The 9,068-nt window shown below is 74.1% G+C and carries 7 protein-coding genes; 5 read left to right on the top strand and 2 right to left on the bottom strand.

Going from position 1 to position 9,068, the window contains the following annotated elements; all coding sequences use genetic code 11:
- Positions 1–147: 147 nt before the first annotated feature.
- Positions 148–651: a MarR family winged helix-turn-helix transcriptional regulator gene (locus H7A69_RS16695; protein ID WP_182048075.1), complete on the bottom strand. Its 504-nt coding sequence runs from the start codon at positions 649–651 to the stop codon at positions 148–150.
- An 84-nt stretch (positions 652–735) separates the two neighbouring features.
- Between H7A69_RS16695 and H7A69_RS16690 the strand changes: the two genes are divergently transcribed.
- Positions 736–1,980, top strand: coding sequence for an FAD-dependent monooxygenase (locus H7A69_RS16690; RefSeq protein WP_182048074.1), 1,245 nt, complete (start codon positions 736–738; stop codon positions 1,978–1,980).
- Between the two features lie 113 nt (positions 1,981–2,093).
- On the opposite strand, the gene H7A69_RS16685 is transcribed toward H7A69_RS16690, so the two are convergent.
- A complete protein-coding gene (locus tag H7A69_RS16685) occupies positions 2,094–3,209 on the bottom strand; it encodes an NAD(P)-binding domain-containing protein (RefSeq protein WP_182048073.1) in 1,116 nt (371 codons plus the stop codon).
- Positions 3,210–3,317: 108 nt separating this feature from the next.
- Here H7A69_RS16685 and H7A69_RS16680 point away from each other — a divergent pair, with 108 nt between their 5' ends.
- The 4 genes from H7A69_RS16680 to H7A69_RS16665 all read left to right on the top strand — a co-directional run bounded on the left by H7A69_RS16680 (position 3,318) and on the right by H7A69_RS16665 (position 9,053).
- Positions 3,318–4,814: a pyridoxal phosphate-dependent decarboxylase family protein gene (locus H7A69_RS16680; protein ID WP_259346282.1), complete on the top strand. Its 1,497-nt coding sequence runs from the start codon at positions 3,318–3,320 to the stop codon at positions 4,812–4,814.
- Positions 4,811–6,232: a lysine N(6)-hydroxylase/L-ornithine N(5)-oxygenase family protein gene (locus H7A69_RS16675; protein ID WP_182048072.1), complete on the top strand. Its 1,422-nt coding sequence runs from the start codon at positions 4,811–4,813 to the stop codon at positions 6,230–6,232. Before H7A69_RS16680 ends, H7A69_RS16675 begins: the two co-directional genes overlap by 4 nt.
- The gene (locus H7A69_RS16670) at positions 6,229–8,571 is read left to right on the top strand and encodes a GNAT family N-acetyltransferase (protein ID WP_182048071.1); all 2,343 of its coding nucleotides are present in this window, start codon (positions 6,229–6,231) and stop codon (positions 8,569–8,571) included. Before H7A69_RS16675 ends, H7A69_RS16670 begins: the two co-directional genes overlap by 4 nt.
- Positions 8,572–8,645: 74 nt before the next feature.
- Positions 8,646–9,053 (top strand): RidA family protein, encoded by a 408-nt coding sequence (locus H7A69_RS16665; protein WP_182048070.1) that lies wholly within the window; start codon positions 8,646–8,648, stop codon positions 9,051–9,053.
- Positions 9,054–9,068 lie beyond the last annotated feature (15 nt).

Genomic DNA, 9,068 nt, shown 5'->3' with positions numbered 1-9,068 from the left:
CCCATCGTATAGCGGCCTAGTACGTCGCCCTCTCACGGCGGTAACGCGGGTTCGAATCCCGCTGGGGTCACACACGACACGAACCCCCGTCGAGCTCCGGCTCGGCGGGGGTTCGACGTCCCGGTCCCGGTGCCGGTGCCGGTGCCGTCAGCCGCCGGTCCGCGCACGCTGCGCCAGCCGCGCGTTCGCCGTCGTCGCCGCGCCCGTCATCCTGTCGAGGAACGCCAGTGCCGCCCGGGCGTCGTCCGGCTCCGTCGCGCGCAGCGTCCCGGCGATCTCGTGGCCGGCGAACCCGAGGAACGCCTCGTTCGCACGCTGGGCCCGCTCGGTCGTCCGGAGCGTGACCCGTCGCCGGTCCGTGCTCTCCCGGTGGCGGGTGACGTGTCCGGCGGCCTCGAGTCGGTCGACGAGCACCGAGGTCGCGCCGGACGTCATCCCGATCCGTCGCGCGAGCTCCGCGGGGGACAGCGGTTCCCCCGCGCGCTCGGCCCAGAGCACCTGGCCCAGGGCGTTCGCGTCGGAGGGTGTCAGGTCCACCCAGGCGCCGAGGTGCCGGTTGAGCTCGTCGAACGCGACGGCCCAGTCCCGGAGCCGTTGCATCACGGCGACCTCGACGTCGGTCCACGCGGTGTCGAGCGGGTCGACGTCCATCCAGCTTCCTCCACAGTCAAGTCGCTTCACTGTAAAGCACGGCGGCCGGACGGTCGTCCGACACCCCATCCCGAGGAGCAGGACATGTCCGCACCACACGCAGTGATCTCCGGAGCGAGCATCGCAGGTCTGTCAGCCGCCTGGTGGCTGCGCCGCACCGGGTGGGAGGTCACGGTCGTCGAACGCGCGCCGTCCTTCCGGACCGGCGGCCAGAACGTCGACGTCCGCGGGGTGGCCCACGAGGTGCTCGAGCGGATGGGCCTCGTCGACGCGGTCCGTGCGGCGAACACCACCGAGACCGGCACGGTGCTCGTCCGGCAGGACGGCTCGGTCCGCGCCGAGCTCCCGAGCGACGGGCCGGACGGCGCGACCGCCGAGCTCGAGGTCCTCCGCGGGGACCTCGCGCGGATCCTGCTCGACGACCTGCCCGACGGGGTCGAGGTCCTCTACGGCGACACCGTCGCCGCCGTGACCGACCGCGAGGACGCCGTCACCGTCGTCACGACCGGCCGACGACGGTTCGACGCCGACCTGCTGGTCGTCGCCGAAGGTGTGCGCTCGTCCACGCGTGACCTCGTGTTCACCGACCCGGGCGACGTCGACCCACGGGACCTCGGCGTGACGATGGCGTTCGGCACGATCCCGCGCACCGCGGACGACGACGACCGGTGGCGGTGGTACACCGCGGTCGGGGGTCGGCAGGTGCACCTCCGGCCGGACCCGTACGGGACGACCCGCGCGATCCTCGCGTACGCGGGGGAGGACGACCTCGTCGACCGAGGCCGCGGCGACCTCGTCGACGCCCTGCGCCGGCGGTACGAGGGGGTCGGGTGGGAGACCGACCGCGTGCTCGAGGGGTTCGCGGCCACCGACGACCTCTACGTCGACCGGCTCACGCAGATCCGGATGCCGTCCTGGCGGCGTGGACGCGTCGCCCTGGTCGGCGACGCCGCGTGGTGCGTCACACCCATGGGTGGTGGCGGCGCGTCCCTCGCGCTCACGGGCGGGTACGTCCTCGCTGCTTCGTTGGTCGGGGCCGTGGACGGCGCGGCCGTGGACCGCGACTTCGTCGACGGCCCGCTCGACCGTGCGACGGTCGAGCGTGCGCTGACGTCGTTCGACGACTGGATGCGGCCCCTCGTCGACGACGTGCAGGGGATCCCGGACGGCATGATCCGCTTCGCCTACCCACGGAGCCGGGTCGGTCTGGCGGCCCGGCGAGCGGCCGACGCGGTCCTGCTCGGGACACCGCTCCGGAAGCTCGCGGCGCGCATGACGCAGGTCGCCGACACCGAGCGGCCGCTGCCGCCCCTCGTCACGGCGTCCTGAACGCGGACCGGTGCCGGTCCGGCGCCCGGTCGGTCGGCGCGACGGACGGGAGGCGCGGGGCCGGCCCGCACCGCGCCTCCCGTCCGGTGCCCGCTCAGTCCGTCGGTGCCCGCTCAGTCCGTCGGCGCCACGCGTCCGTCGACCAGGCGCGCGACCTCGCGCGCGGCCGCCCGACCGGCGCGGTTCGCGCCGATCGTCGACTGCGACGGTCCGTACCCGACCAGGTGGACGCGCGGGTCGGACGCCACGCGGGTCCCGACCATCGCGATGCCGCCCGACGGTCCGCGCAGACCGAGCGGGTCGAGGTGGTCGAGCGAGGCCCGGAAGCCGGTGGCCCAGAGCACGACGTCGACCGAGGTGGACGACCCGTCTGCCTCGACCACGCCGTGGGGCGTCATCCCGGTGAACATCGGTCGGCGCTCGAGCACGCCGCGCTCCCGGGCGGCGAGGGCGTAGTCGGTCCAGAGCAGGCCCGTGTACGAGACGATGCTGCCCGGGGCACGGCTCGCGGCGACGTCCGCGGCGACCCGGCGCTCGACGTCCACGCCGTCGAGCTCGTGCACGAACGCACCGGGCAGGAACACCGGTTCGCGACGCGTGTACCAGACGGTGTCGGTCACGCGGCTGACCTCCTCGAGGAGCTGCACAGCGGAGATGCCCCCGCCCACGACGGCGACCCGGCGGCCCCGGAACCGCTCGGCGGCGACGTACTCGTGGCTGTGCAGCTGCTCGCCGAGGAAGCGCTCCGAGCCGGGCACCTCCGGGACGACCGGGGTGTCCCACGTGCCGGTCGCGTTCACCACGGCGGACACCCGCCAGTCGCCGCGGTCGGTCTCGATCGTGAGCGGGCCGTCGGTGGTCCCGGCCGGGGACCGCACGGCGCGGACGTGCACGGGGCGGTGGACCGGCAGGCGCTCGTGCTCCTCGTACGCCGCGAAGTAGCGGGGGACCGCGGAGCGGCTCGGCTCCTCCTGGTCGATCTCCGGCAGCGGCATGCCGGGCAGCGCGAAGATGCCGTTCACCGTGCGCATCCGGAGCGACTCCCAGCGGTGCTGCCAGGCGCCGCCGGGGCGGTCCCCGGCGTCGAGCACGACGACGCTCGGAGCGGTCGGAGCGGTGTCGAGCCCGACGGGGGCGAAGCCGCGGGCGACCAGGTGGTGCGCGGCCGACAGGCCGGCCTGGCCGGCGCCGATCACCGCGACGGTCGCGAGGGACGGCGGGGTGGGCACGGTCCAACGGTAGTCGTGTGCGACCCGGGGGACAGTCCGGGCCGACCGATCGTTCTTCCCCCACCGTGCTGTTCTGTTTGCCTTCGAGTAAGGTTAGGCTTACCTAACGTGAACAGCACGCAGCCACTGCTCGAGATCCTCACGTCCGACCGTGCCGACCGGTACCGAACGGTCGTCGGCGGTGCCGTCGACCGGACCGCGACCCGCCTGGCGGCCGTCACGACCCCGACCACCGACACCATCGCAGCCGTCCTCCGCGACCGCGTCGCCGCCGTCGACCTCGACCGGCCGCTCGGTTCTGCCGAGGCCGCGGTCGACGAGGTCGACGACCTCGTCACGGCCGAGGCCGTCTGGTTCCACGACCCCGGCTACCTGGCGCACCTGAACTGCCCCGTCGCCGTCCCCGCGGTGGCCGCCGAGGCGGTGCTCGCCGCCGTCAACACCTCGGTGGACACCTGGGACCAGTCGCGGATCGGCACCGAGGTCGAACGCCGGGTCGTCTCGTGGGTCACCGACACGATCGGCTTCACCGCCGGTGACGGGGTCTTCACCTCCGGCGGCACGCAGTCGAACCTGCACGCCCTGCTCCTGGCACGCCAGGCGGCGACCCGGGCCGGCCGCGGTCCCGCGCTCGACGACCTCGTCGTGTTCGCCACCGTGTCCAGCCACTTCAGCGTCCGGCGGTCGGCGATGGTCCTCGGGCTGCCCGAACACGCGGTCGTCGACGTCGCCACCGACAGCGCCGGCCGGATGCGTCCGGACGACCTCGCCCACGCGATCGCCGATGCCCGACGTGCGGGGCTGACGCCGATGGCCGTCGTCGCCACCGCGGGGACGACCGACCGCGGCTGCATCGACCCGCTCGAGCCGATCGCCGACGTGTGCGACCTCGAGGACGTCTGGCTCCACGTGGACGCCGCCTACGGGTGCGGACTGCTCGTGTCCCCGACGCGACGGCACCTGCTGGACGGCATCGAGCGCGCCAGGAGCGTCACGGCGGACTTCCACAAGTCGTTCTTCCAGCCGGTGTCGTCGAGTGCCCTGCTCGTCCGTGACCCGGCCGACCTCCGTCGTGCCTCGTGGCACGCCGACTACCTCAACCCCGAGGACGCCGACGAGCCGAACCAGGTCGACAAGTCGCTCCAGACCACGCGGCGCTTCGACGCGCTGAAGCTCTGGACGACGCTCCGGGCGAGCGGCGGTCCGGCGATCGGGCGGGCCTTCGACCGGGTGCTCGACGTCGCCGAGCGCGTGCACGACCACGTCCGGCGGCACCCGGACCTGGTGCTCGTCGCCCCGACCCAGCTCAGCACGGTGCTGTTCCGCTGGCAGCCGGACGGGGTGTCCGACATCGACGCGGACGCCCTCGTGGGACCGCTGCGCGCGACACTCCTCACGGAGGGGCGGGTGCTCGTCGCGAAGACGGTCGTCGACGGTCGGCCGACCAGCAAGCTCACGCTGCTGAACCCCGAGACCACCGCCGACCAGGTCGTCGCGTCGCTGGACCACGTGGTCGCGACCGCCGCGCGGCTGCACGATGAGCGGGTCCGCGGCCGCGCCCACGCCGGCGCCCACGGCGCTCCGACGACGGGAGCGGACCGATGACGACCAGTACGAGCACGAGCACCACCGTCCACGACCTGGTCGGCATCGGCATCGGCCCGTTCAACCTCGGCCTCGCCTGCCTGACCGACCCGGTCGCCGACGTCGACGCCGTGTTCCTCGACCGGGCCGACGGCTTCGCCTGGCACCACGGCATGATGCTCGACGACGCCACCATCCAGGTCCCCTTCCTCGCCGACCTCGTCACGATGGCCGACCCGACCTCGCCGTACTCGTTCCTCGCGTGGCTCAAGGAGACCGGACGGCTCTACCCGTTCTTCATCCGCGAGGACTTCCACCCCCTGCGCGTCGAGTACGACGCGTACTGCCGGTGGGCGGCCGAGCGGCTCGACACCCTGCGGTGGGGTCGCCGCGTGGTGGCCGTCGAGCACGACCCGGACGCGGACCTCTTCACCGTGCACGCCGAGACCGCCGACGGACCGGAGCGGTACCTCACCAGGCACGTCGTGCTCGGCATCGGCACCGAGCCCGCGGTCCCCGACGCCCTCCGCGACCTCGACGGGCCGGTGGTGCACTCCGCCGGGTACCTGCCCGCCCGGGACGACCTCCGCAGCGCCGACTCGATCGCGGTCGTCGGCAGCGGGCAGTCCGCGGCGGAGGTCTACCGTGACCTGCTCGAGGGCACCTGCGACGGCGGCTACCGCCTCGACTGGATCACCCGCTCGCCCCGGTTCTTCCCGATGGAGGACACCAAGCTCACGCTCGAGATGACGAGCCCCGAGTACACCGACCACTTCCACGCCCTGCCCCGCGAGGTGCGTGACCGGCTCGGCCGCGAGCAACGCGGCCTGTACAAGGGGATCAGCGCCGACCTGGTCGACGAGGTGTACGACACGCTCTACCGGATCAGCGTCCGGGGGCCGGTGCCCACGACGCTCCGCACCGACACCAGCGTCGTCGCCGCCGACTGGGTGCCGGACCGCGACCGGTTCCGCCTGACGCTCCAGCACGGGCAGCTCGGCACCGAGGTGGAGCACGAGGTCGCCCGGCTCGTCCTCGCGACCGGGTACCGGCCGCGCACGCCCGACTTCCTCGCGCCCGTCGAGCACCTGGTCGCCCGTGACGACCGGGGACGGTTCGCGGTCGCCCGCGACCTGCACATCGACACCCTGGGTGGTCGCATCTGGGTGCAGAACGCCGAGGAGCACACGCACGGACTGACCGCCCCGGACCTCGGCATGGGCGCGTGGCGGAACGCGTCGATCATCCGGTCCGTCACGGGTCGCGCCGTGTACGGCCTGGAGGAACGGATCGCCTTCCAGGAGTTCGGCCTGCCCGGCGGGCGGCCGGTCCCCGACCCCGCGGCGAGCGCCGACGGCGCGGCGAGCGTCGGCACCGCGGCGAGCGCCGACGACCCTGCGGTGGACCGCCGGGACGCGACGGCCGGGATGACGGCGTGAGCGCCCCCGTGACGGTCGCCGTGCCGGCGGACGCGACCACGGGCCTCCCGTCCGTCCACCCCGTCGACCCGGACCGCGACGCCGCGCTCGTGCAGCGGTGGCTCGGGCACCCGGCGTCCTCGTGGTGGGCGATGACGGACCACGACGTCGACGCCGTCCGCACGTACCTGCGGGACGTGCAGGAGGACCCGGCGCAGACCGGCTGGCTGCTCCGCCGGCACGGGGAGCCGATCGCGTACGCGGAGACCTACGACCCGGGCGTCGTGCTCCTCACCGACGTGTGGGACGCGGAGCCCGGCGACGTCGGGATGCACCTGCTCGTCGCCCCACCGCCCGCGGACGGCCGCGTGCACGGGCTGACGAGCGCCGTGGTCCGGGCCGTGGTGGAGCACTGCCGCGACGCCCTCGGCGCACGACGGGTGGTCGTCGAACCGGACGTCCGCAACACGGCGGTGCAGCGGAAGAACGCCGAGGTCGGGTTCCGAGCGCTCCGCGAGGTCGACGTCGACGGGAAGCGAGCGCTGCTCTCGGTGCTCGACACCGAGCGGATCGGGGTACCCGACGACGACGGGCCCGCAGCACACCTGCGGCCCGAGCACCTGGAGCCGGCCCAGCGGCACCTCGTCGCGAAGGCGATCGCCGAGTTCACGCACGAGCGGCTCGTCGCGCCGCGCGCGGACGGGGACGCGTGGGCGCTCGACGCGGGGGACTCGACCTACCGGTTCCGCGCCCGGGTGCACGCCCTCGAGCACTGGGTGGTCGACGAGGCGTCCCTGACCCGCAGCCGCCGAGGGACGTGCGGTCCGGTACCGCTCGACGCGCAGGAGCTGGTCCTCGGGCTGCAGCACGAGCTCGGGATCCCCGACGACCTGCTCGGCACCTACCTGGAGGAGATCGCCTCGACCCTGGCGTCCGCCGCAGCGAAGCACCGCCGCGGGGGACCGTCCGCGGCGCAGCTCGCTCGCGGACGGTCCGACGGCGACGTCGTCGCGGGGTTCCAGGACGCCGAGGCGGCGATGACCGAGGGGCACCCGGCGTTCGTCGCCGCGAACGGCCGGATCGGCTTCGGCCTCGACGAGTACCGGGCGTACGCACCGGAGTCGGGCGGTCGGTTCCGGTACCGGTGGCTCGCCGCACGACGGGAGCACACGCACCTGGCGCTCGCCGCGGACCGCACCGAGCAGCAGCACTGGGCAGCCGAGCTCGACGGCGCAGCGGTCGACCGGTTCCGGGACACGCTCGAACGCCGGGGGCTCGACCCGGACGCGTACACGTGGTTCCCGGTGCACCCGTGGCAGTGGCAGCACCGGATCGCCGTCACCTTCGCGCCGGACCTCGGACGGCAGGACCTCGTCGACCTCGGCGACGGGCCGGACGACCACCAGCCCCAGCAGTCGATCCGGACGGCCCTCAACCGCGCGTCCCCGGGCCGCTCGTACGTGAAGACGGCGCTCGCCGTGCAGAACATGGGGTTCCTCCGGGGCATGTCCCCGGCCTACATGCGCACGACGCCGGCGGTGAACGACTGGGTCGCCGGCCTGGTCGCGGCCGACCCGGTGCTCGCCGACGCCGGCTTCGGGGTCCTCCGTGAGCACGCCGCGATCGGGTACACCGGCGATGCCTGGCACCGCATCGGGTCGGGGCCGGCGCAGCGGGGCGCGCCGCAGCGGAAGATGCTCGCGGCGCTCTGGCGCGAGAGCCCCGTCCCGCGGCTGGCACCGGGGGAACGGCCCGTCACGATGGCGGCCCTGCTGCACCGGGACGCCCGTGGCCGGTCGGTCGCCGCCGCGCTCGTGCAGCGGTCCGGGCTCGACGCCGCCACGTGGGTGGGACGGTACCTCGACGCGTACCTCCGTCCGGTGGTGCACTGCCTGACCGAGCACCAGCTGCTGTTCATGCCGCACGGCGAGAACCTCGTGCTCGTCCTCCGTGACGGCGTGGTGTCCCGGGTGTTCATGAAGGACATCGGTGAGGAGGTCGTCGTCGTCGGTGACGTCGCGGTCCCCGACGGGATCGAGCGGATCGTGCACCCCGTGGACGACGACGAGGCAGCGCTCGGCGTGTTCACGGACGTGTTCGACGGGGTGCTGCGGCACCTGGCCGCGATCCTCGACGAGGACGGGGTGCTGCCGGGTGCGGTGTTCTGGCGGCTCGTGGGGTCGTGCGTGGACGCGGCGTCGGTCGGACGCGCCCGGCCGCTCGACCTGCGCGTGCCGGACTTCGAGCACTCGTGCCTGAACCGCTTGCAGCTGCGGAACACCCTGCAGATGGTGGACCTGTCCGCCCAGACGGAGTCCCTCATCCGTGCCGGTCGGATGCCGAACCCCGTCGCTCGCTGAGGGTCCGGACACGAACCGGGGTCGCGAGCCGTCCCTGCGACTGCTCGCGGCCCCGGTTGTGCCAGGCTGGCCGGGTGACCAGCGCCGTGCAGCTCATCCGGACCGACCGCCTCAGCAGCGTCGCGGAGTACGCGTACGCCGCGACGGCTCCCGCCGGAGCACGACCGGTCTTCCTCGCCGGCGCCTGCCCGCTCGACGAGGACGGCCGGACCGTCGCCGTCGGCGATCCCCGCGGGCAGGCGGCGCAGTGCATGGCGAACCTCGAGACGGCGCTCGTCGCCGCCGGCGCCGGGCTCGCCGACCTCCTGCACACGCGGGTCCTCGTCGCCTCGTCCGACCAGGCGGACCTCGTCGCCGCGTGGCAGGTCGTCCGCGCCGCGATGGGCGACCACGACGTCCCGAGCACGCTGATGGGCGTCACCGTCCTCGGCTACGACGACCAGCTCGTCGAGGTCGAGGGTGTCGCCGCGGTGGTGGACTGACCGCGGTGGCGCTCG

The sequence above is a fragment of the Curtobacterium sp. ME26 genome (assembly GCF_903970945.1).
Lineage (GTDB): Bacteria > Actinomycetota > Actinomycetes > Actinomycetales > Microbacteriaceae > Curtobacterium > Curtobacterium citri.
This window is presented reverse-complemented; position numbering and strand designations above follow the sequence as displayed.

What these genes read in the sequence shown, in the direction of transcription:
- H7A69_RS16695 (WP_182048075.1), bottom strand. Translation starts at nt 651, where the DNA reads ATGGACGTCGACCCGCTCGACACCGCGTGGACCGACGTCGAGGTCGCC.
- H7A69_RS16690 (WP_182048074.1), top strand. Translation starts at nt 736, where the DNA reads ATGTCCGCACCACACGCAGTGATCTCCGGAGCGAGCATCGCAGGTCTG.
- H7A69_RS16675 (WP_182048072.1), top strand. Translation starts at nt 4,811, where the DNA reads ATGACGACCAGTACGAGCACGAGCACCACCGTCCACGACCTGGTCGGC.